We start from the raw sequence: 22,170 nt of genomic DNA, 5'->3' as shown, positions 1-22,170 counted from the left end.
GGATTGAAACCGCCGCATCGTCGAACAATCGAGCGGCGTCTGGGCGACCTGGACCTGCGCCACCGGGCGCAGCGCCGGGGCGAAACGCGGACCGTAAAAGCAACGACGCCAGTCCCGGGAACACTGAGCACCACTCGACCCCTCGAGATTGTTCAGATCGATCACACGAAAGCCGATATCTTTGTCGTCGATGAGGAAACCCGGGAACCGATCGGACGACCTTGGCTGACCCTGGCCATGGATGTCTTCAGCCGAATGGTGACAGGGTTCTACCTGACCATGGATGCGCCATCCCGGCTTTCGACGAGCCTCTGCTTGCTGCATTCGGTCTATGACAAGACGGCCTGGCTCAAAGCGCGCGAAATCGAAGAGCCCTGGCCGGTGGCCGGCCTTCCCGACCGAGTTCATGTGGACAACGGCGCGGATTTCCGGAGTCGCGCCTTCAAACGTGGCTGCGAGAATGCGGGCATCGCGATCGACTGGCGACCGCCGGGGACACCGCGCTTCGGCGGGCATATCGAGCGGCTGATCGGCACCCAGATGGGACGGCTGCACCTTTTGCCCGGTACGACCTTCAGCAACGCTCAGGACCTCGCGGAGTATGATTCAAAGAAACATGCGGCGCTGACCTTGCGGGAGTTGGAGCGCTATATCGCCCTCGACATTGTCGGGTCCTATCATCAGTCCATCCACAGTTCGCTGAGCCGCCCTCCCCTTGCGGTCTGGCGGGACCACGAAGGTGAGATCCCGCTGCGGCTGCCGGAAGATCGACTGCAGTTCTGGGTCTCTTTCCTGCCGGAACAGGAGCGGACCTTGCGTCCGACCGGCATTCACCTGTTCGATCTGCGCTACTGGTCAGCCGCACTCAGCGCCGATGTCGGCCGGACAGAGCGGCGGCTTCTCGTGAAGTATGATCCGCGTGACATGTCGCGCGTGTTCGTGCGGCGGCCCTCGGGCAACTTCGTCGAAGCCCGCTACGCGGACCTGACCCTGGCACCCATTTCCCTGCACGAGGCTTTGACGGCGCGGCGCACCCTGCGTGAGAAAGGGCGGCGAGAAGTCGATAGCCGCGCGGTTGTGAGGACCGCGCTCGAACAGCGGAAGTTGGTTGACAAGGCCGTCAAAAAAACCGCGGCCGCGCGGCGCGGCAAGGCTCAGCCGAGGCGTGCCGACGACCTCCGGGACACGGGCACGCTCCGTGGTGTCGACTCCAGCAAACCGGTGCCTTTTGTTGAGGACATCGAATGAGCTGGAGCCAATATGACGAACGATCACCCTCATCTGACCGCCGACGCGGCGGCCCTGCTGTCTGAACCCCAGGCAGGACGCATTCGCGCCATCAGGTCCCGCCGTTGGGTTCTCTACCCTCGCGCGAAGCAAGCCCTCGATCGCCTTGAGGCGCTTCTTGATCATCCGAGAGGCCCCCGCATGCCGTCTGTCGCGATTTACGGCGATAGCGGGATGGGAAAGACCATGATCATGCAACGCTTCCGTGACCAGCATCCGCCACATCTCGCTCGCCGGACCGGCATTCTGATGACACCGGTCCTGGCCATGGAAATGGTCAGCCGCCCCGGCGAGCGGCGGTTCTATGGTGAACTGCTTTCCCTCCTCGGTGCACCGCAGGCACCACGGGCCGATATTGCCCAGATGGAACAGGCGACGCTGCGGATCATGAAGGCCATCGGCACCCAGGTTCTGGTCATCGACGAGGTCCACAACATCCTTGCCGGGACCTATCGAGAGCAACGTATCGTGCTCAACATGCTGCGCTTTATCAGCAATCGGCTCCAAATCTCCCTGGTCTGCTTCGGCGTGAACGACGCCCGGGAAGCCATCGGCGGCGACGTTCAGCTTGCGCGCCGCTTCGAGCAACTCACCCTGAACCGTTGGGCCGCCAATGAGAACTTCGAGACGTTGATTGCGTCGATCCTGCGCAATACGCCATTGCGGCGACCTACTGTGCTGACGCCTAAATCCCTGCGGCGCATTCTGCAGATAACGGACGGCATCACGGCGAACATCTTCCAGATGTTGGGCAGTCTTGCGATCGAGGCCATCGAAAGCGGGACCGAACACATCACCGACGGCGCCGTCGAGGCCTGGGTGCCCGCGTTTGACACCGAGGCAGCCTTCGCATGACAGGACCCCTGCCCGTCACCTTGTCACCCCTGCCCGGCGAAGTCCTGTCATCCTGGATTAATCGCCACGCGGACTTCTATGGGGTCACACCATTGACCATGCTGCGCCATGGGCTACCGGAGGCGACATCGCATGGGGCAATCGACCTGTCGCTGACGAAAGCGCAGACGGACCGGATTGCGGGGATGTTCGGCGTGGGCCCGAAACTTGTACGCAGCCTGAGCTTCGCAGACGCCCCGAAAGCCGCTCACCGCTTCATTTCCAAGGGTCCGATGCAGCGTTGCGCGCGTTGCACTCATTCTGGTGCTGATCTACTGCCAGTCCTTCGAAGCGAATTGCAAGGTTGGAGGATCACTTGCCCGCACTGTGGGGAACACTACCAGGACAAGACCACCAGCGATGGCGATCGGACACTTGCACCATATCGCGCGGCAGCACGTCGCGGTGAGGCCTTGTTGGATAACCACGCAGAACGCCGCGTGGAAACATGGCTGCCACCGCTGGAGATTGCGCGACTCTTGCTCATGCGCCGCATCCCCTGGCCACCCCCTCGCGATTGCGATTTTTGGCGCTACCGTCTCCTTGGCGCCATCGTTCCCGATTTCGATGACCTTCTAACCAAAGAGACCGCGTTCCCGTTCTCGCCAAAGCACCCCATTCTGCCGCTACACGTCCGTCCCGCGCTCTTGGCAGGCGTGGCGATCATCGACCGCGCAGGACCACCGATGCTGAAGATGCTGCAAGGGCACATGATGGGAGAAAACAAGAACCGATTTGTCATGGCAACTGACCATTTGGTCGCCCCAGCTCTCGAGTGGGGACCGCCCCAACAGTTCCAATTGATATGAGAAACGGCCAAATGATTCTCATATTAAAATGCCAAGAATACTCGGAACGGCCGCATTCTCACATTTAAGTGCCAAGTGACACCCGGGTGAGTGCCCGCAGGCTGTTCTGGGCGCGCGCAAATGTCAACGCATGATAAGAGGGGCCATTATCGTTACCACTCGGGCGGGTGATTTGAGACTGTCCGGAATCCGCGCGCCTCGGTATATTGCTCAGACTTGTGCCACGCCCGGGCGGTTTCGATATCGGGGAATTCCACGACGACGGTGCGCAGACTGTCATCCTCGCCTTCCAACTTTTCTGGCGTTGCCCCCCGAACAACGAACCGGCCCCCGAAGGCCTGCACCGCCGGACTGGAACGGGCTGCGTATTCCTTGTAGGCTTCGGCGTCACTTATCTTCACTCTTGCAAGAACCAGTGCCGGCATTTCGCCTTCTCCGTGTTTTTGTTGTCTAGTTCGCGGTCACCAGCGCCCCATCATACAGGATCTGCTGACCAGAAATATAGTCGTTGTCGTCCGACAACAAAAACGCGGCCATCCGCGCGTAGCCTTCGGGCGTTCCATACCGGCGCAATGGAACCGTCGCCAAGGTCTGCGCGCGCACGTCATCGACACCGATATTGCGCTGCTTCGCGTAGGAGTCGTTCCACTCGCGAATACGGCCTGTTTCAACATATCCCGGCGCCAGGGCGTTGAGCATGATCCCTTCCGGCCCGAGTTCAAGTGCCGCCGTCTTGAGCGCATTGACCAGCGCGGCGCGGAGACTGTTTGACAGGCCAATACCGGCATAGGGCGACTTGACGGTAAAAGACGACACCGCCACAACCCGTCCGCTTTCGGCTTCCTGCATTTGCGGCACCAACGCCCGCAGCACACGCAAAGGGCCATTCACCATGATTTCGACCGATTGTGACCAATCCTCATCCGTGATGGCCATCAACGGCTTGACCGGCGGTCCGCCGTGGTTGAGCAGCAAGGCACTGGCCCCGCCCAGACCGCTGGCGGTTTCTGCCAATGCAGCCGCGACCGCGGGTTCGGCAACACTGCCGGGCACAATTTCGATCCGCACGTCATGGCGAGCGCGCAGCGTATCGGCGGCCTCTTTGGGATTGCGCGATGAAAGCACCAGATCATACCCGCGTTTTGCCATTTCCTCGGCCACGGCGAATCCCAGCCCGGAACGGGCGCCGACAACAACGCAAACCTGATTTCTGCTCATATCAAATCCTCAGTTCGTGGCTGGCTCAGGGCCTCAGGCCGTGCACACAGTCCCGCCAGGTCAGGACGGTGTGTTTCCGATTTCGGATTCCCTGTCGTTCACCCGGCGCCAAGCGATAAGATCCTCAATCGAGATCAACTTGAGCCCATAACGGCGGGAAAAGGCCGCCAGGTCGGGGAGTCGAGCCATTTCGCCGTCGGCCAGCGCAATCTCGCAGAGCACGCCGCCGGAGTAGCGCCCAGCCAAACGCGACAGGTCCAGCGATGCCTCGGTGTGTCCGGGACGTCCAAGCACCCCTTCGGGGTGTGCGCGCAGCGGAAAGACATGGCCGGGACGGTTGAAATCGCCCGGCACGCGGTTGGCGTCGGTCAGCGCACGGATGGTTTTTGCCCGGTCAGACGCCGAAATTCCCGTGGTTGTCCCTTCGCGCAGATCACAGGTGATTGTGAACCCGGTGCTGAGAAACTCGGTGTTGTTCCCCACCATCTGCGGCAGGTCCAACTGCTCCAGGCGCTCGGCGGACAGTGACACACAAATCAGCCCCCGCCCCTCGGTCGCCATGAAGTTGATGTCGGCAGGGGTGACCGCGTCAGCGGCCATGATCAGATCGCCCTCGTTCTCGCGGTCAGCGTCATCAACGACGATCACCATCTCGCCGCGCGCAATCGCGGTGATCGCATCCTCCACCCTATCCAGCACAATCGGCGAAACGATCTCGCCTTCCAGCAGATTCAGGCTGACTACATTCGCCATCGTGTTCATTGGGTTACCTCGGCAGTTCCAGTACAGTAGCTTTGGATCGTCTTTCCTGCGATTTGGGTCATTCGCTTTCCTTCCCTTTAGATCGCCCGGACTAGCCCGCCATCCACAAGCAGGCCCTGGCCGGTGATGTATCCGGAGTCCTCGGAAAGCAGGAAGGCAATCGTCGCACCCATTTCATATTCGACTGCCGCATATCGCCCCATCGGGATCTTCGCCAGCGCCTCGGGTTTGCTGGGATAATTGTCGACGAAGCCGGGCAGCACGGCATTGATCCGCCAGCCTTCGCCGCCGTGGCGGGCGACGCAGAGCTTGAGAAAGCCTGACAACGCGGCCCGGAAGACCGCCGATAACGGATAGGTCAGTTCCGGTTCACGTGCGGCATAGGTCGAGACCGATACCGCCGCTCCCGACTTTTGCCGCGCAAAAATCGGGGCCAGGTGCCGAATCGCGCGGACCGTCGGCATCAGGATGATTTCCATCGCAGTGTGCCAGTCGTCGTCGGTGAGCTCCAGGATTTCTCCCTTGGGCGGATGGCCGGTATTGATGACGGCGCCATCAATCCGTCCGTGAAGATCCATCGCGGTCGAAATGAGCCGGGCGATGTCGTCATCGTTGGTCACGTCTCCGCGCAGGGCCGTTGCGCCCAGTTCCGCGGCCGCGGCTTCGATCTTTTCCGAACGCGACATCAGCACGAGTGACCAGCCGCGCGCCGCCAGTGCGCGGGCCGCGCCCAGCCCGATGCCCGAGCTCGCCGCCGTCACCACGGCGACCTTGGCCCGCTGCGTTTCCCCGCCATTGGTTACATCGCCCTGCATCGCCGCCTCCTTGGTTGGCGCGGCAACACCAGCCGCGCCGGTCACATGTTTTCTCAGATGTCGGGCATCCACAAATCTGGCACGTATTCGTACCCCGATCCATTGCGCACCACATGACCAAAGCCCGGGAACTCCAGGTGCATCCCGCCGATGGCCAGACGGTCCGCAGAAATACGATCCAGGATACGATGCCGCGTTTTGCGGGCAAGGTCGACGTCCACGTCAAAAGCCAGACCGACGTCGGGACGGGCAATCTGCACCACCGGCACGTGGGTAATATCACCCCAGATCAGCAGTTCTTCGTCACCGCTGGACAGGTGATAACCGCTGTGGCCAGGGGTGTGGCCCGGCAAGGCTTCGCGGCGCATGCCGGGAATGATCTCTTCCTCGCCGATTGCGTGCCAGCGGTCGCCATAGGCCTTGCGCAGCTGTGGCGCGTAGGAGTTGACCTGTTCGGATACGCCCACTTCGTCGGTCGGCGGCTCACCCCCAAGCCAATGTTTCTCTTCGTCTACCGACAGAAAGACTTCGGCCCGCGGGAAGATCGCAGCCCCGTCGTCGTCCAGCATACCGCCGGCATGGTCAGCGTGGATATGGGTCAAGGCAATGCGGTCGATCTGGTCAGGTGTCACCCCAACCACCGCCAGATTGTCCACCACCTTTCCGAGCGTCGGTCCCATCAGATTGCGTGCACCGGTGTCCACCAACGTGCGCGAACCGCCCTTCTCAATCAGATAGGCACCGATGGTAATATGCGGATCGCCGGGGCGAAAGCGGCCTTCCAGGGTTTTCTTCACCTCGTCGGGCGCCATGCCGACCATTACCTCGGCCGGCACCGGAACGATACCGTCGTTGATCGCCGTGACCACAAAGTCGCCCACGCGCCTGCGGTAAATGCCCGGCGCTTGCCGGATCGATTGGTCGTCAGTCATTTGCGTCTCCTCCGCGTTGTGTCTCTTATTAGTTTGCGAAGACGCCAAGCCCCCGCGTCCGCGCGATCAGGACAATTCGGCCGTCCGGTTCAAGACCGTTATGATACGGCTGAAGCACTATTCTGCATCGCCATCGGGTCCGAATATACCCATGAAATACCTGACGGGAGTCAGCATCCGATCTCCTCGCGCCCCTGCGCCGCTCATCGCAGTGGCGCGAGGGACTTTTTTCATTGCCTGAAGCCGGAGGGTATCAGAGCGGCTGATCGCGCCAAGTGCCCTCGCGCAGTTCTTTGCGGAAGGTCGGCTTGCGCTGTTCCAGCTTGATGCCGAGCTTCGGCAGAACTTTCTCTACCAGCAACTCGTTCGAACGCAGCAGTTTGTCGACCGGGCCCGGTCCAACGCCGATCCAGGGCACGATCATTTCCATGCCGTAGGTCTCGATCATCTTCTCCATCTTGGCGGCCACGGTATCTACCGAGCCGGCAATCGCGAAGCCGCGATCCACCATCGATTCATAGGTGTTGGGGATCGGCCCCTCTTCGCCCGGGCGCCGCAGCGCCTCGTTGAAGCCAAAGTGATCGTGCCAGCCGGTCCAGATATAGCCAAGCGCGTCCTTGCCGATATTGAAGGCCTCTTCGTCGGTATCGGCGACAACGATGTCGCGAAAGTGACCCACGTTCTGACCCCATTTGACGTTGGGGTCGCGGCCCACTGCCTCGGAATGGTAGGCATCGAGGCACATCCGCAGGGTCTCGTCGATGGGCGTGAAGACGATCGGCCAGGCCCCTTCCTGCGCCGCCCATTTCATGGTGTTGGGGCTGAGCGTGAAGGGCACCATCATTTCGATTGTCGAGGGATCCTGAAGGGTGTTCGGCGCGATGCCGATCTTTTTCAGGATATCGCCATCAACCATGTCCGGCGCCATTTTTTTGGTCTTCGGGTGATCCCACTTCACGTTTTCGGGCGGAATCTGCCAATGCTTGCCTTGATACGAGAAGGTCCTGTTGTTCAGGAGTCCTTTGATCACGTCATAGGATTCCTGGAAGAGTTCCCGATTGCGCGCATCGTTGGTGGCGTAGTCGGGATCGGTCGCAAAGGTCGCCACGGCGCCGTTCTTCTGGCCGATCGTAGTGACGTGACGTGCCTGATAGCCCCGCGCAAAGCCGGTGAACATGCGGCCTTCGGAGAAATGATCCAGCATCGCCAAATCCTCGGCCACGAGGATCGGATTGCGCGCCGGAAGCACGGTGGCCATCTGGCCGATGCGGATGCGTTTGGTGAAGCCGGCGGCCCAGGAACCCAGCAGGATCGGATTGTTTGAAATCTCCAAGCCTTCCAGATGAAAATGGTGCTCCGAAAAGGCGACGAAGTCAAAGCCGAGGTCTTCGAGCTGCTTGATCACGCGGGCGTGTTCGTTCAGCGACCGCTGGTAGTAAGTCGGGTTGGCTCCTGGGTACTGCTCTGATTGTAACTCATCGTGTTTCGCGGCCGCAGCCGGTAGCAGAAACGCTCCAAATCGCATGTGTTTTCTCCTTTCTTGATTTACGTATCAACGCCGGGGCGATGTCTTTCCGATGTTCCCGCCCTCCACCTCCAAAGCGAATCGGGCGGGTCATTCAACTCTTGCGAATGGCAAACTCCGTGACCTGATCGGCGATTGTGTCGAGTTGGAAGCGCACGGCGGCATCCACACAGACACCCGCGTCATCGAAGACTTTTTGGGTGGAATTGATCATCCCGCCCATTGGCGTCGGCCAGCCGCGCAGCGCATGGACAATGGCGCGAAGCGCGGACAGCGTTTGACCAGCGGCCTGCCAACCTGCGCCGCAAGCGATCGAGCCCACCGGCAGCCCATCGAAATACACGCGGGCATCGCGGTTCATGTCTTCGGTATAATCGAGCGCATTCTTCACTAGCCCGGAGACCGAGCCGTGATAGGCGGGAGAACACAAGACCAGCCCATCGCATTCGCGCATCAGCGCGATCATCTCCTGGGCGGCCGCGCTGCGCTCGGCAGACTCGGGCGAATAAAGCGGTAGGTTCAGCGCCTGCCCGGAAATCAGTTTTGTGCGGGCACCGCGCTCCTCGGCTCGTGCAAGCACATGGTGCAGGGCTTTTTGCCCGGTGGACTGATTCCGCAAAGTTCCACCTACCCCCAGAATCAGGGGGCGGTTCTTTTCTCTCATCACTGAAGATGTCCTCCCTAGACCTTCAGTCGAGCCGCCGCCTCACGCTCTCTGGCGTTTCGCAGCATCGACAAGAATTAGGTTATTGCTCATCCCGACAACATCGCAGAACTAACTGTCTTCTGTTCACTGAGCGAACGCTCATTCGGTGCCCTGCCCTGCCCGCAGCAGATCTAGGGCCACGTCGACGATCATGTCTTCCTGACCGCCGACCATTTTGCGCTCGCCCAATTCGACCAGGATTTCGCGCGAATCGAGACCGTAGGTCTTGGCGGCGGTTTCGGCATGACGCAGGAAGCTCGAATAGACCCCGGCATACCCCAGCGCGATAGTTTCGCGGTCCACCTGCACCGGCCTGTCCTGGATCGGGCGCACCAGCCGGTCAGCCGCGTCCATAAGCGCGAAAAGATCGCAGCCGTGGTCCCAACCGGACCGCTCGGCGACAGCCACGAAGGCTTCGATCGGCGTATTGCCGGCTCCTGCGCCCATCCCGGCCAAAGAGCCGTCCACCCGGAACGCGCCCTGTTCCACCGCAACAACCGAATTGGCCACCGCAAGCGACAGATTCTGATGCGCGTGGATACCCACCTGGGTTTCCGGATTCAGTACATCGCGATAGGCGCGGATACGGTCCCGTGCGCCATCCATCAGCAGCGCGCCGGCCGAGTCGGTGACATAGACGCAATGGGCGCCATAGCTTTCCATCAACAACGCCTGTTCGGCCAACTCCTTTGGCCCCAACATGTGCGCCATCATCAAAAAGCCCGACACATCCATGCCGATCTTGCGGGCATGGGCGATATGCTGGGCGGCGACATCGGCCTCGGTGCAATGGGTGGCCACACGGACTGAGCGCACCCCCGCATCATAGGCGGCCTGAAGGTCGTGAATGGTGCCGATCCCCGGCACCAGAAGAGCTGTCAGTTTGGCGGTTTCAAGCTTGTCGGCGACGGCGGCGATCCATTCAAGATCGGTGTGGCGCCCAAAACCATAGGCAAAGCTCGACCCGGCCAGCCCGTCGCCGTGGCTCAGTTCGATCGCGGCCACGCCGGCGCGGTCCAGCGCCGTGGCGATGTCGATGCACTGATCCAAAGTGTACCGGTGGCGGATCGCGTGCATCCCGTCGCGCAGGGTAACATCCTGTACGTAAAGCTTGGTCTTGTCCGAGTCGGTCATCTCACGCGGCCTCCGTCAGTGTCCGTCGCGCCAGCCGTTCGGCGGTTTTCAACGCAGCAGAGGTCATGATGTCCAGATTGCCGGCATATTTCGGCAAGTAGTGGCCCGCGCCTTCGACTTCGAGAAACACGCTGACCTTCAGCCCGGTGGCGTGGTCGTCGACGCCCGGGATGCGCACCGCGGCGTTGTTGCCGATGGTCTCGAACTGGATTTCCTGTTTCAGCCGATAGCCAGGCACGTAGTCCTGCACCTCGGCGATCATCGCTTCGACCGAGCGGCGCACGGCTTCACGATCAGTCGTTTTTGCCAAACAATAGACGGTGTCGCGCATGATCATGGGCGGCTCTGCGGGGTTGAGAATGATCACCGCCTTGCCCTTTGAGGCGCCACCGACCTCGCAGATTGCGCGCGATGTGGTCTCGGTGAATTCGTCGATATTGGCGCGGGTGCCTGGTCCGGCCGAGCGGGATGAGATCGAGGCGACGATCTCCGCATAGCTGACTTCGGCGACTCGCGACACCGCCGCCACAATCGGGATCGTGGCCTGGCCACCACAGGTCACCATATTGATATTGGTCTCCGCCAGGTGGTTGTCCATGTTCACCAGGGGAACAACATAAGGACCAACGGCCGCCGGGGTCAGGTCGATCATGATCTTGCCCGCGTCGCGGACAATCTGGTCATTGCGCTTGTGCGCGCCCGCGGACGTGGCATCGAAGACAATGCCAATCTCGGACCACACGGGCAGCCGGGTCAGCCCCTCGATGCCTTCATGCGTAGACGCGATGCCAAGCCGTGTGGCACGGGCCAGACCATCGCTGTCCGGGTCGATCCCGACCATGGCGCCCACCTCCAGAACGTCCGAAGTCCTCATGATCTTGATCATCAGATCGGTGCCGATATTGCCCGAACCGATGATTGCAACCTTGATCTTGCCGGTCATGCTCCCGCCCCTCCGTCGTCGAAATTCACCTGGATTGGCGAGAACCCGGAAATCTCGGCCAGATATGCCTCGCCCGGTCCCACCGGGACCATCGGCCCGAAAGCCCCCGACATCACGATGTCGCCTTCAGCCAGTGGTTGGCCCAGCTGCGCCATGCGGCGGGCCAGCCACAATGTCGCGTTGAGCGGGCTTCCCATGCAATCTACGCCAAGCCCGTGTGAAACGACGCGGCCATTGCACGACAGGATGCCGCCGCAGAGTCGCAGGTCGAGATCGGTCAGCCGACGCGCGCCAAGGCCCAGAAGGAACCCCCCGCCCGACGCGTTGTCGGCCACAGTGTCGACCAGTTTGATGTCCCAATCTCGGATCGCGGTGTCGACCACTTCAAGCGCCGGAACCGCATAGGCGACACGGCGGATCAGTTCGGCCATCGGCGCCTCGGGATCGTCGAAGCCGCGGTCCATTACGAAGGCCACTTCCAACTCGGCCTTTGGCTGCATGAAGCGGCCGGTGTCGACGACCTCGCCATCGGTGAAGAAATAGTCGGCCCAAAGCATCCCGTAATCGGGTTGGTCGATGCCCATCTGAGCCTGAACCGCCGGCGAGGTCAGCCCAATCTTGCGACCAACCAACCGTCGTCCCTGGCCAAGCCAAATCTTGTTTGCGGCGTCCTGCACCGCATAGGCGTCCTCAACCGTGTCCAGCCCGTGACTTTCGCGCAGCGGCGGGATCTGTTTCAGCTCTGTCCGGGCGTCCACCAGCGCCGTGGCCATGTCGTCGATGCGCCCGCTCATGCGGTGCCCCGAGGCTGGCGGGCGTCTTCGTCAATCGGCAGATAGTCGCCCCGCCAGTGCAGAAGCGGCGGCTCGGGAAATGTGCGGGCCCGCAACACGCGCCCTACCAGGATCGTGTGATCGCCGCCGGGAAGCGTGGTTTCGAGGCTGCATTCGATCCAGGCCGCTGCACCTTTGATCAAGGGCAACTCGACAATTCCTTCGTCAAGGTCAAGATCGGCAAAGCGGTCAACATCGGCGGTCGCAAAACGCCGCGACACCTCTTCTTGATCCGCCGCCAGGATATTCACTGCAAAGCGTTGCGCGCGCAGGAAAACCGGCAACGAATAGGCTTCATTGCGCAAACTCCATTGCACCAGCGGCGGGTCAAGCGACAACGAGGAGAACGATGTGGCCGTGACGCCATAATGCCCCTCCTCGTCATCATGCGTCGTCATGACCGTGATGCCGGTGGCAAAACGTCCCAGCGCATCGCGGAACGCTGTCGGCGCCAAGGGTGGTGTCGTTTTGGCACTGACAAGGCGTTTTGCCTGTGTGTTTATCGTCATGACTTTGCTCTCCTTGTCTCAGGGTCGGTTGGGCCGATGAAACCACGTGTTTCCGTTCCGGGTCGCGGTCAGCGGCCCAGCAGGAAGTCGATGTGAATCCGATTGAAAGTTTCGGGATCTTCGAATTGGGGCCAGTGGCCGCATTCGTTCATCACTTCGAAGCGCGCATCGGGAATCGCATCCGCGATCTTGCGGCCTTCTTCGGGCGCTGCGGTGGGATCGTGCGAGGTCCACAGAACCAGAGTCGGCGTTGTGATCTTGGCACTGTCCTCGGGGCTGAACATGTTCCGCTGACGGATGTCCATTTCCTGCAGGCACAGGATGCGTTCCATGATGTCGGCATAGCCGGGCTGTGCGTAGATTGCCCGGCGCACTTCGACGAGATCGTCATTCACCTTGGAATGGTCGTGCATCAGAAATTCCAGCCGCGTTCGAATCCGCTCAGGCGACGGATCGTTCACCGCTTCCATGGTCAGCCGCTTGATGCGTTCCATCACCTCCGGATAAGCGGTCCAGCCGCCGGCCGTGTTCAGTACAGTGCGGTCGAGCCATTCGGGATGATGAACCGCCATCCATCCGGCCACCCAGCCGCCAAGGGACTCGCCCGACACATGCGCCTTTTTGTGTCCGAGCGCCTTGATCACATTGATCACGTGCTTGGCATAGTCAGCGATTTCGTAATCCAGCTTCGGCTTGTCGCTCCAACCGTGGCCGACAAGGTCGATTGCATAGGTGCGGAAATGCTCGGCATGGGCGGCAAGATTGCGGCTGTAGGCCTCGGCGTGGCCGCCGGTCCCGTGGATCAGGATCAGCAGCGGTTTGTCGTCGTCACCGGCCGCCAGATAGCGGGTGCGGACGCCGCCCGCATCCAGATAGCCCTGGGTAAAAGGCACCCGCGTCAGGTCGGTCCAGATGGATTTGTGTTGGGACGTCATTGTCATCTCATATTCCACGTTTTTCACTCTGCTGCGTCGCGCTGCGGGCTGCGCGCGGGTTCAGGATCACCAGCCAGCGCCAGCGCATCGTTGACCAGGCGCATCATCTCTTCGTCCTGCACCTGAAGATAGTTGGAGGCAGTGGTCCGGATCGGATCGCCCGCATAGTAGCGCTCGTACTGAAGCAGCCGTGAGCCAAACGCCTCACCGGAAAGATCCCAGGCAAGCTTGAAAAGCCGCGCCCGATCTACCGACGACATTCCGCCTGCGCCCTGGTAATAAAGGTCCGTGTCTTCAGACAGTTCGGGGACAGTGAATTCTGCGCCCGAGGGCATCATCATGAACCCGCCGGCCGCAATGGTCTGAATGGTCTCCACCAGCTTCGGGTAAGCGGTTGGCAGGAAGGTGCGCAGCGCCTGCAAAGGGGCCAGAGCCGGGCGCACCGTATCATGGCCGGTTTGCTCACATTCCACTTCGGAGCGCACTAAGCCGCTCTTGAGAAACTCGATTCCGTTCAGGGCCTCGCCCAGCATTCGCTGCACATGCAGGAATTGGTCGGCGCCAATCGAACGCGCGACAGCCATGGCCACGCCCACTCCGAATTGCAGTTTCACCAGCGCCCGCGTGTTGGTCTGGTGCGCGGTGTAGTTGCGCAGCGCCGTCTCGGTATAAAGCGCGTTGTTGAGCGCAACGTCGCGATACATGAACACCCGTTCCCATGGAACAAAGACATTGTCGAAGATCAAGAGCGAGTCGTTCTCTTCGAAGTTATTCGACAGCGGATGATCAAAGTCGGACCGCTGCCCATCGACGGTGTAGGGTTCGCGGCAGATCTGCTTCACGCCCGGATCGGACACCTTAACTGCGAAGGACAACGCGTGGTCGGCGTCACTCTCCGGGATGCCGGGCAGGCAATACATCAGCATTTCGTCCGCAACCGCGCCGAGCGTGGCCACCATCCGCGCGCCCTGCACGTAAATGCCCTCATCGGTTTCCTTGACCACCCGCATGTGCAGGTTTTTCTGTTCGGAAGACGATTTGGTCCGGTCGTTCTGCGGCGAAATCAGCGCGTGGCTGAGAAACAGATCGTTGTCGCGGATGTATTTGTAGTAATTGACGATATTGTCCGCAAAGCGGTCGCCGCCGCGGGCGAAAACCTCGCGCGCTTCGGCAAATGCAAGCAAACTGGCGTTAAGGAAGTCCGGGGAGCGCCCCATCAGGCCGAAATTCATCGACGCCCAGAGGTAATAGGCATCGCGGCGGCGGCGCAGATCTTCGGACGTTTTCGCCGGCATAAAGGCCATGCCGGCCCGCTGACCGGTTTCGGGGACTTCATAGGTCAATGTATCGCGGGTCGCCGGATCGACCTGGGCTTCATAAAGCCGGGCCAATTGGCGCACGATCCGCGAGAAGGCCGGATGCGTAGTGACATCCTCGACCTTTTCGCCGTTAATCCAAACTGCGCGCGGGTTGGCTTTCAACCCGTCGATGAATTGCTGTCCGCTGCGGACTCCCATGTCTCACTCCTGCTTTTCGTGTCGACTTTCGCCAAGCGCGTCGGCCGTCTGGTTGAATCCGTGGCGTCAGGCCGGTGTGGCCGTCATGATGCCCATGCCCGTAAGCCATTCCGGAATAGGTTCGTAGAACAACACGTCTGATTTGTAGCCCTGACCCAGGGCCGCCAATGCTGCGATCCAGCAACGCACCTCATGGCCGCCCCGGCCACCGGTCTGCGAGATCCTTTGGTCGTCTGATGAGTCGAGCGTGGAGAGATCACCAGCCGCGAAGCCGTCCAACAACATCTTGTCCCAGTCAGCATCGAGCGCTAGCAGCTTCGACTGCCCGGCGGCAAAGCGCGGCCCCTCTCCCATCACGTTATTCTGTCGTGCCGTGCGCGCCGAGTGCGGCAGCGGGCCGCCGTCAATCAGCCGTTGGCGCACTTCCGGCGTTGCCGTGTCCAGCGAGGCAATTGGCGGATCGTGCGACAACCCGCCGGAACCCACGATCAGCACCCGTTCAGGGCACGATGCTGCCCAGCGGCCGACCGCCTCGCCGAGAGCGCGGACCCTTGCCATCGTCGGCCGCGGCGCCAGCGCACAATTCACGAAAATCGGGATCATGCGCGTCAACGGCACCTTTGCCGAGAGCAATTCGATCGGCTGAACACCGCCGTGATCCACATCCATGCGGTAGGAGACCGCAACATCGACGCCTTCTTTCAGCGTGTGTTCGGCGCAGGACCAGGCCCGGCCTGCGGGAATATCGAGCTTGCCCGCAACGGTGCCGAAATCGCCCACGGAGTCGCCTTCGATTCCGATGCAGAAAGACGGCAGAAGTTTGTAGAAGAAACCGTTCACGTGGTCCGGATGAAAAATCACCACCAGGTCCGGATCGGCTTCAGCAACGTAGTCGCTCGCCTTGTCGATGGCCCCCCAGAATCGTTTCTCGGCCTCAGGTGCCGCGCGGTTCCGATCCATGATAGGGCTGTGCGACATGCAGACGCTTCCAACAATCATTTCGTCTCCTCCTCTCCGAGAGGCGTCCGCTCCTGCCCCGTGTCAGGGTGAGCGGTTTCGCCGAATGCCGGACAAGGTCTGTAACCTCCCGACACTCAAGAAATGACGCCCCCCTTGATTTTCCACAACGACCACCTCTATACTGTTCACGTGGCGAACAGGAGTAGGTCATGACAATAGCTGGCGATTCCGATACCGCCTCCCCCTACAAGGAGATACGTGCGGTCACGCGCGCCTTGAATCTGTTGGAGGCTGCGGGTGATCTGGGGTGGGCAAAGGTCGGCGAACTTGCGACCTTCACCGGAATCGACCGCGCCACGCTGTATAGGCTTATCCACACGCTTGAACTCAAAGGTTATCTTATGCGCCGCGCCGAGGATGGCTCGGTGTCGCTGACCGAGCGGGTACACCAACTCAGCGATGGCGTTCGGTACGAAGATGTCGCGACGCAGATCATGTCGCAAAAGCTGCAAGAACTCACCGAGCAGGTCATTTGGCCAAGTGATTTTGCGACGCTGGTTTCCGGGCAGATGGTGATTCAGGCGTCCAGCCACAAATACAGTCCTGTTTCGGTTCACCGTAGGCTGGTGGGCAAGACGCGGTCCGTTCTCCGTTCGGCGCTGGGGCTTGCCTATCTTAGTTCGCTCGGTCGCTCAGACCTGGCGCGCACTCTGGACGTATTGCACCGAATCGGCACGCTCGATGGCCAGGACCTTGCGATTCTGGGCAACATTGATGGTCGGCTTGACGAAATCCACCGGCGCGGTTACGCGCTATCGGTCGGGTTGATCGAAGAGAACATCAGCGCCATCGCCCTGCCCGTCAAACTCGGGCGCAAATCGATCGGCGCAGTCAATATCGCCTTTTTCCGCACGGCGATGTCGCCCGCTGAAGCGGCTGCGACTTGCCTCCAACCCCTGCGCGAGTGCATTGCCCGGTCCGAGGCGGCTCTGAAAGCCCAAACGCGTTATTGAGTCATCCAAACGAGGCATCCAATAAAGGATGTTCGCCAGGTGAATACTTTAGACTTTGCCCTTCAGGATTTCTCTTTGTGCCTCTAGCGATAACGAGGCAGTGAGTGGGAGACTTGCAGTCTCGCGAACCGCCTTTTGTCGCGTCAGAACGGATGCCGCGGCATCTCAACAAGGTAGGGAGGACCTTAATGTCCATTTCAACGATCTGCCGTCGTTTTACGGCGTTAACCCTTGGTGTCGCTCTGTCGACCACCATTGTTTCTACGGCCAACGCGCAGGAAGTTACGCTCCGTTTCGCGAGTTTTACCGGCCCAACAAACTTCCTGAATACCGGTCTCTTCGAGCCCTGGTTCAAGAAGCTGGAAGAGGAATCGGGCGGCAAGCTCAAGGTGGAATTCCTCACCGGTGGCTCGGCTGCCGCTCCAAACGAAGTGTTCGATTCCGTCGAGGCGGGCCTGATTGATCTTGGCTGGAGCATTACATCTTATAACTCCGGTCGGTTTAAGTCGGCGGGCGTCACAGAGCTGCCACTTCTTGCCAGCGGTTCTTCCGAGACATCCGCAGCCCTTGCAGCCCTCTATGAGGACGGCCTCATCGAAGGATTTGAGTCCGTGAAGGTGGTTGGCATCGGTACCGCTGATATTGCGCGTTTGCACCATTCCGGCGAGATCACCGGGTTGGACGATTTCAAGGGCGCCAAGGTGCGCGCTGCGGGCAGCGTTCTCTCGGCCATGATCACCGCCGTTGGCGCCACTCCGGTCGGACTGCCGGCTCCGGCCATCGCTGAAGCGCTGTCCAAGAATGTGGTCGATGCGGCCGCTGCCGACTGGTTTGCTGTCGAAGGGTTTTCGCTGCTCGACGTCACGCTCGGCCATGTCGACATCCCGCTCGGTACGACGCCGATGTATATCGTCATGAACCAGAATACCTACGATCGCTTGCCGCCGGATATCCAAAAGGTCTTCGACGACAACCCGCCGTCCGCCTTCGCCGCATTCTGGGGCCCGGGTCTTGAGGACGAGAGTAATCGTGTCCGGGCCGTGGTGGAATCAACGCCAGGCCATCACATCATCGTCCCGAGCGAAGCGGAAATGGCCAAATGGTCAGCGGCCGCCGACAAGGTGATCGCGGAGTGGGTCGAGGCCACGCCCAACGGGGCGACTGTGCTGGACGCATACCGCGCTGAAATCAAAGCCTGGCGCGAGAGTCAGTAACGCAGGGGAAGCGGATGTCTGCCGCCACAGCCAACGTTACCGAGGTGGCTGGGGGTGGGCTGCGCGAGTTCGCGGCCCGCCAGCTGGCCAACGCGGCGGGCCTCATGCTGCTCGGGTTGTCGCTCGCCTTCACCCTGGATGTCCTGCTGCGCTGGAGCATTTCGGCACCAATCCTCGGATTGTATGAAGTTGCAGAACTTTGCTTTGCGGTTGTTATGGCGCTGGCTCTGGTCTGGACGAACACGCGACAATCGCACGTTGCAATGGGTATACTGGCCCAGATCACAGGTCGTGAGGCCGCTCCGCGCCTGATCGCGGCGGGCCTCGGCTTGTTCGTGTCCTGCCTTTTTGCATGGTTTCTTATCCGATACGCCATCGGGAAAGCGTCACATGGCGAGACGACGCTTGTTACGGGGCTGCCCAAGGCCCCGTTCTGGGGTGCGGCCGCTGTTATGATCGGGCTCGCGGCGCTGGCACAGCTTGCGGTCTTCGTCTCGGAACTTGCCTCCTATCTTCGGAATCCGGGCAAACGGCTGCGCGATGTGGTTCCGCCCACGCTCATGGTCGCCGCCGCTTTCGCGGTGATGCTGAGCACGGCGTATTTCGCACCGACGCTTGGGGCGGGGCCAAAGGTCCTGGCCTCCTTCGCTATTCTTTACCTCCTGGCGCTGGCGCATGTCCCGATTGGCGTGGCATTGGCGATTGCCGGGCTTGGCGCTGTCTTGCTTCAGATGGGGTTTCGCCCGGCCCTGCTCATCGGCACAAATAACCTGACCGGAAGCCTGTCCAGCGTCGATCTGGCTGCGGTGCCGTTGTTCCTGATGATGGGAAACCTCGCGGTCGCGGCAGGTTTTGCCGATGACATCTTCACCGCTGCGACGGCGGTTTTTGGTCGCCTGCGCGGCGGCCATGCACTCGCCGCTGTCATGGGCTGCGCTGGTTTCGGTGCCATCAGCGGCTCGTCGGTGGCCACCACCGCCACGCTTGGCGGTGTCGCTTTTCGCGAGATGCAATCACGCGGCTATGCGCCGGGGCTCTCGACTGGCAGCATCGCCGCCGGCGGCACACTGGGCGCGCTTATTCCGCCCTCAGTGGTCCTGATCATCTACTGCGTCATTTCCGAAATTTCGATCGCCAAGGCGTTTACGGCAGCGATTGTTCCGGGGATGCTGGCCCTGGCGCTCTACGTCGCGTCTGTCCTTATCCAGGTCCGGCTGCGTCCCGATGCGGCGCCGGTCCCCGACAGTTCCGAAACTTTCGCCCCGGTCTACGCGCTGCGCATCGCCTGGCGCCCGATCACCCTGTTCCTGGCTGTGCTGGGGGGGCTTTATGGCGGCGTCTTCACCGTGCAGGAGGCCGCTGCGGTCGGAGCCGGTTTCTCCTTCGTGGCTTGGCTCATGTCGGGCCGCGCCTCTGTCAGCGGCCTGTTCGAAGCCTTGCGGGATGCTGCGGGCACCAGCGCCGGACTTTATCTATTGATCATCGGCGCCAATATCTTCGGTAGTCATCTGAACTTTGCGGGTATGGCTCAGGCTTTGGAGGCCGTGATCAACCCGGATACCCTGCCCGCCTGGGCGGTTCTGACCTTGCTGGCCATCATGTACCTGGTGCTTGGAAGCATCTTCGACACAGTGGCCGCCGTGGTCATCACCGTGCCCTTTGTGTTGCCCATCATCCTGTCAATGGGTTTCGATCCGATCTGGTGGGGCATCGTCACGCTGACACTTGTCGAAATCGGCATGATAACCCCCCCGATTGGAATGAACGTGTTCGTGATGAAGGCAGTCGTGGGCAATCGCGTCCGGCTTTCCACCATCTTTGGTGGGGTATTGCCGTTTCTGGCCGCTGATTTGTTGCGCATGGTGCTGCTTATCGCCTTTCCCGCGATCTCGCTTTGGCTTGGCGGGGTGTTGAGTTGATCGTCCGGACCGCCTTCGTCGGCTGGGGTCATCCAGTCACATCAGATATTCGAACGGAGCCTACCCCATGACCAGCCTCCAGGACCGCGCGGCCCTTCTCGATAATGCCGCTTTCGCAACCCGGCCCGTGCCGCAACTCCCTCCGGACAAGGCTCTGTCCGTCGAGGACGCCTATGCCATCCAGGCGATTGTGGTTGCGCATCGACTGGCGCGGGGCGAACGACTGGCTGGGGTGAAACTCGGCCTCACCAGCGAAGCGAAGATGAAACAGGTTGGCGTGAACGAGGTCATCCTCGGTCAACTCACCGACGCGATGCACCATGACGAAGGCGACAGTTTGGACCTCGGCCCGCTGATTCATCCCCGTGTCGAACCCGAAATTGCATTTGTGCTGCGCAGCCCACTGCCGCCGGATCCGACACCGCAGGAAGCTCTGGCCTGCGTCGAGGCGGTGGCCCCAGCGCTGGAGATCATCGATTCCCGCTACGACGGATTCCGTTTCGACCTTGGCGATGTGATCGCCGACAATGCGTCCTCTGCCGGCTATGTTCTTGGCCGCAGGTTCCCGCCTGAAACCGAGATTAGCGATATCGCCATCTCGATTGCCATGTCGGACGGGCCGGAAGAGACTGGCTCAAGCGCCGCAATTCTCGGGCATCCCCTCAACGCGTTGGCGGCGGCCGGGCGCCTCGCCTGCGCGCGTGGTATCAGCACATCGGCAGGCGACGTGGTCTTGGCCGGGGCCGCCACCGCCGCCATTTCGCTGTCTGCGGGTGCCGTTGTCAGTGCCGAATTTGGCCCGCTCGGCCGGATCGAGCTTCGCCTCAGCCCGTCACCAACGCTTGAAACCTGAGCCACACGTGAAGGAGAGAACCCAATGCCGATAGCAGAAATCCTGATCTTCGAGGGTCGAAGCGACGACCAGAAGCGCGCGATCATGCGCGAGGTCACCGACGCCCTGGCGCGGTCCATGGATGCCGAGCCGGAGCGCATTCGCGTGATCCTGAAAGAGATCCCGACAAATCACTTTTCGGTTGCGGGCGTCTCCATCGCCGACAGCCGCGCCGCCGGAAACCCACCAGGAAAGAAGTAGTTCGACCATGCCCCATTTTACCGCTTCGGACGGCGCTCGCCTGTTTTATCGCGATGGCGGTGACGGGCCGATCCTGGTTTGCCTGCACGGCCTGACCCGGAACGGGAGCGATTTCGAACTGTTGCGTCCGCTTTTTCCGGACCACAGACTGGTTGCCCTCGACGCACGCGGGCGCGGCCTCTCCGAACAAACCGGCGCGGAGACTTACACCGTGCCCCGCGAAGGTGAGGATGTCCTGAACCTGCTCGATCACCTAGGGATCGAGGCCGCGCCATTTCTGGGTACATCGCGCGGCGGCATGGTGACCATGGCGCTGGCCGCGCATGTCCCGGAGCGCGTCCTGGGCCTGTGTCTGAATGATATCGGCCCCGAAATGGAGCCGGACGGGCGGATGCGGATCACCACCTATGTCGGGCTCCAGCCCAAAGAACGCAATATTGACGCGCGCATTGCGGCAATGTCCACGCATCATCCGGGGTTTTACGGCGTGCCCGATGCGCGGTGGTGCGAAGAGGTGCAGCACCATTTCGCCGAAACGCCGGACGGGTTGCGTATTACCTACGACCCTGCCCTGCGCGACGCTTTCATGGCCACGCTAGACCGGGCGCCGAACATGTGGCACGGATTCGACGCGCTTGCCGGGCGGCCGGTGGCGGTGATCCGTGGGGAAAATTCGGACATCCTATCCACCCGCATTGTCGAGGAGATGGCGCTGCGGCGGCCAGACCTGATCCGAACCGAAGTACCCGACCGGGCGCACATGCCATTTCTGGACGAGCCGGAAAGCCTTGCGGTGTTACGAGCCTACCTCGCTGCGGTGGCGGCAGCGGAGGGCAATTCCTGACCCGATGACAAAGGGAGTGTGCCGATCATGGCTTTGGTGGGCCCCGTCCGTGACAGCGCTTGAACCAAGTGACGGCTTCGATCAAGAACAGGATCTCCACAAGCCCCTGTGGCTTCGCGATCCGTCCCACCAACCGGAATATTCTTGATGATCCTGTCACTTAGCACTTAAAGCTGATAATGCGGGTCGTGTCGCGAATGCTGTGGAAATTCCCTGGCGGCGCGCTCCGGGCATGTGAAGGGTCGGTGTTTTAGGCTGCGAGGTCAAGGGGCATGGGTTCGAGGGGCTGAGAGAGGGTTTCCCAGCCG

General features: G+C 61.2%; 23 protein-coding genes. 9 read left to right on the top strand and 14 right to left on the bottom strand.

Going from position 1 to position 22,170, the window contains the following annotated elements; genetic code table 11:
* From AAFO90_RS20470 to AAFO90_RS20460, 3 genes are all read left to right on the top strand, one after another.
* Nucleotides 1–1,248, top strand: a 1,248-nt coding sequence (locus AAFO90_RS20470) for a transposase family protein (RefSeq protein WP_347510563.1), incomplete at its 5' end; no start/stop codon positions are given.
* A gap of 12 nt (nucleotides 1,249–1,260) precedes the next feature.
* On the top strand, nucleotides 1,261–2,142 hold the full coding sequence (locus AAFO90_RS20465; protein WP_071974398.1) for a TniB family NTP-binding protein: 882 nt from the start codon (nucleotides 1,261–1,263) through the stop codon (nucleotides 2,140–2,142).
* Nucleotides 2,139–2,990 (top strand): TniQ family protein, encoded by an 852-nt coding sequence (locus AAFO90_RS20460; protein WP_071974399.1) that lies wholly within the window; start codon nucleotides 2,139–2,141, stop codon nucleotides 2,988–2,990. Before AAFO90_RS20465 ends, AAFO90_RS20460 begins: the two co-directional genes overlap by 4 nt.
* 152 nt (nucleotides 2,991–3,142) lie before the next feature.
* Here AAFO90_RS20460 and AAFO90_RS20455 read toward each other — a convergent pair whose 3' ends face one another.
* The 14 genes from AAFO90_RS20455 to AAFO90_RS20390 form a co-directional block, all read right to left on the bottom strand.
* A complete protein-coding gene (locus AAFO90_RS20455; protein WP_071974382.1) occupies nucleotides 3,143–3,415 on the bottom strand; it encodes a DUF1330 domain-containing protein in 273 nt (90 codons plus the stop codon).
* Between the two features lie 25 nt (nucleotides 3,416–3,440).
* Nucleotides 3,441–4,208, bottom strand: a complete 768-nt coding sequence (locus AAFO90_RS20450; protein WP_071974383.1) for an SDR family oxidoreductase — start codon at nucleotides 4,206–4,208, stop codon at nucleotides 3,441–3,443.
* Nucleotides 4,209–4,268: 60 nt separating this feature from the next.
* A complete protein-coding gene (gene ribB, locus AAFO90_RS20445; protein WP_205589668.1) occupies nucleotides 4,269–4,970 on the bottom strand; it encodes a 3,4-dihydroxy-2-butanone-4-phosphate synthase in 702 nt (233 codons plus the stop codon).
* A gap of 77 nt (nucleotides 4,971–5,047) precedes the next feature.
* Nucleotides 5,048–5,785, bottom strand: coding sequence for an SDR family oxidoreductase (locus tag AAFO90_RS20440; protein WP_347510562.1), 738 nt, complete (start codon nucleotides 5,783–5,785; stop codon nucleotides 5,048–5,050).
* 53 nt (nucleotides 5,786–5,838) lie between these two features.
* Nucleotides 5,839–6,717, bottom strand: a complete 879-nt coding sequence (locus AAFO90_RS20435; RefSeq protein WP_071974385.1) for an MBL fold metallo-hydrolase — start codon at nucleotides 6,715–6,717, stop codon at nucleotides 5,839–5,841.
* A 253-nt stretch (nucleotides 6,718–6,970) separates the two neighbouring features.
* Entirely contained in the window at nucleotides 6,971–8,242 is a 1,272-nt protein-coding gene (locus AAFO90_RS20430) for an LLM class flavin-dependent oxidoreductase (RefSeq protein WP_071974386.1), read from the bottom strand.
* Nucleotides 8,243–8,336: 94 nt separating this feature from the next.
* Nucleotides 8,337–8,906, bottom strand: a complete 570-nt coding sequence (locus tag AAFO90_RS20425; protein ID WP_347510561.1) for an NAD(P)H-dependent oxidoreductase — start codon at nucleotides 8,904–8,906, stop codon at nucleotides 8,337–8,339.
* Between the two features lie 141 nt (nucleotides 8,907–9,047).
* A complete protein-coding gene (gene dmpG, locus AAFO90_RS20420; RefSeq protein ID WP_071974387.1) occupies nucleotides 9,048–10,082 on the bottom strand; it encodes a 4-hydroxy-2-oxovalerate aldolase in 1,035 nt (344 codons plus the stop codon).
* A gap of 1 nt (nucleotide 10,083) precedes the next feature.
* Nucleotides 10,084–11,025 (bottom strand): acetaldehyde dehydrogenase (acetylating), encoded by a 942-nt coding sequence (locus AAFO90_RS20415; RefSeq protein WP_071974388.1) that lies wholly within the window; start codon nucleotides 11,023–11,025, stop codon nucleotides 10,084–10,086.
* Nucleotides 11,022–11,819: a fumarylacetoacetate hydrolase family protein gene (locus AAFO90_RS20410; RefSeq protein ID WP_071974389.1), complete on the bottom strand. Its 798-nt coding sequence runs from the start codon at nucleotides 11,817–11,819 to the stop codon at nucleotides 11,022–11,024. The genes AAFO90_RS20415 and AAFO90_RS20410 overlap by 4 nt, the downstream gene beginning before the upstream one ends.
* Nucleotides 11,816–12,367: a flavin reductase family protein gene (locus AAFO90_RS20405; RefSeq protein WP_071974390.1), complete on the bottom strand. Its 552-nt coding sequence runs from the start codon at nucleotides 12,365–12,367 to the stop codon at nucleotides 11,816–11,818. Before AAFO90_RS20405 ends, AAFO90_RS20410 begins: the two co-directional genes overlap by 4 nt.
* A gap of 68 nt (nucleotides 12,368–12,435) precedes the next feature.
* Entirely contained in the window at nucleotides 12,436–13,302 is an 867-nt protein-coding gene (locus AAFO90_RS20400; RefSeq protein ID WP_347510560.1) for an alpha/beta fold hydrolase, read from the bottom strand.
* Nucleotides 13,303–13,325: 23 nt separating this feature from the next.
* Nucleotides 13,326–14,819: a 4-hydroxyphenylacetate 3-hydroxylase N-terminal domain-containing protein gene (locus AAFO90_RS20395; protein ID WP_347510559.1), complete on the bottom strand. Its 1,494-nt coding sequence runs from the start codon at nucleotides 14,817–14,819 to the stop codon at nucleotides 13,326–13,328.
* A gap of 66 nt (nucleotides 14,820–14,885) precedes the next feature.
* Nucleotides 14,886–15,818 carry a 3-carboxyethylcatechol 2,3-dioxygenase gene (locus AAFO90_RS20390; protein ID WP_347510558.1) on the bottom strand — a complete coding sequence of 311 codons (933 nt, stop codon included), beginning with the start codon at nucleotides 15,816–15,818 and terminating at the stop codon, nucleotides 14,886–14,888.
* A gap of 170 nt (nucleotides 15,819–15,988) precedes the next feature.
* Between AAFO90_RS20390 and AAFO90_RS20385 the strand changes: the two genes are divergently transcribed.
* The 6 genes from AAFO90_RS20385 to AAFO90_RS20360 all read left to right on the top strand — a co-directional run bounded on the left by AAFO90_RS20385 (nucleotide 15,989) and on the right by AAFO90_RS20360 (nucleotide 21,862).
* Nucleotides 15,989–16,792: an IclR family transcriptional regulator C-terminal domain-containing protein gene (locus AAFO90_RS20385; protein ID WP_347510557.1), complete on the top strand. Its 804-nt coding sequence runs from the start codon at nucleotides 15,989–15,991 to the stop codon at nucleotides 16,790–16,792.
* Nucleotides 16,793–16,980: 188 nt separating this feature from the next.
* A complete protein-coding gene (locus tag AAFO90_RS20380; protein WP_071974393.1) occupies nucleotides 16,981–18,006 on the top strand; it encodes a TRAP transporter substrate-binding protein in 1,026 nt (341 codons plus the stop codon).
* A 14-nt stretch (nucleotides 18,007–18,020) separates the two neighbouring features.
* Entirely contained in the window at nucleotides 18,021–19,925 is a 1,905-nt protein-coding gene (locus AAFO90_RS20375; RefSeq protein ID WP_083545811.1) for a TRAP transporter large permease subunit, read from the top strand.
* Between the two features lie 67 nt (nucleotides 19,926–19,992).
* On the top strand, nucleotides 19,993–20,778 hold the full coding sequence (locus AAFO90_RS20370; RefSeq protein ID WP_071974394.1) for a fumarylacetoacetate hydrolase family protein: 786 nt from the start codon (nucleotides 19,993–19,995) through the stop codon (nucleotides 20,776–20,778).
* A 24-nt stretch (nucleotides 20,779–20,802) separates the two neighbouring features.
* On the top strand, nucleotides 20,803–21,018 hold the full coding sequence (locus AAFO90_RS20365; RefSeq protein ID WP_071974395.1) for a 2-hydroxymuconate tautomerase: 216 nt from the start codon (nucleotides 20,803–20,805) through the stop codon (nucleotides 21,016–21,018).
* Between the two features lie 7 nt (nucleotides 21,019–21,025).
* Nucleotides 21,026–21,862: an alpha/beta hydrolase gene (locus tag AAFO90_RS20360; RefSeq protein WP_071974396.1), complete on the top strand. Its 837-nt coding sequence runs from the start codon at nucleotides 21,026–21,028 to the stop codon at nucleotides 21,860–21,862.
* The last annotated feature ends 308 nt before the right edge of the window (nucleotides 21,863–22,170 follow it).

This window comes from Phaeobacter sp. CAU 1743 (genome assembly GCF_039839315.1).
GTDB classification, from domain to species: domain Bacteria; phylum Pseudomonadota; class Alphaproteobacteria; order Rhodobacterales; family Rhodobacteraceae; genus Phycobacter; species Phycobacter gallaeciensis_A.
The sequence above is the reverse complement of the archived record's forward strand: the minus strand, read 5'-3'. Positions and strand labels throughout refer to the sequence as shown.